This window comes from Pedococcus sp. P1_H8, from assembly GCF_056405175.1.
The window spans coordinates 1-483 of the sequence record NZ_JBFUCP010000182.1; the positions used below are offsets into that span (position 1 = coordinate 1).

Genomic DNA, 483 nt, shown 5'->3' on the forward strand with positions numbered 1-483 from the left:
GGGTGATGGTGGCGCCGACCTGGCTCTTGATGTCGTCACCGACGATCGGGACGCCGGCGTCCTTGAACTTCGCGGCCCACTCCGGGTCGGACGCGATGAACACGGGCAGGGCGTTGACGAACGCGACACCGGCGTCGATGCAGCACTGCGCGTAGAACTTGTCGGCCTGCTCGGAGCCCACCGGCAGGTAGGAGACGAGGACGTCGCCCTTGGCGGCCTTGAGTGCGGCGACCATGTCGACGGGCTCGGCGTCGGAGACCTCGATGGTCTGCGCGTAGTACTTGCCGATGCCGTCGAGCGTCGGGCCGCGCTGGACGGGGACGTCGAGCGGCGGCACGTCGGCGATCTTGATGGTGTTGTTCTCGCTGGCGAGGATTGCCTCGGACAGGTCGAACCCGACCTTCTTCGCGTCCACGTCGAAGGCGGCGACGAACTCGACGTCGCGCACGTGGTACTGGCCGAACTTGACGTGCATCAGACAAG

General features: G+C 66.7%; 1 protein-coding gene. It reads right to left on the reverse strand.

What is annotated here, in order from left to right; all coding sequences use genetic code 11:
• On the reverse strand, window positions 1-483 hold a 483-nt coding region (locus AC1DYG_RS19490), incomplete at both ends, for an inositol-3-phosphate synthase (protein WP_477641505.1).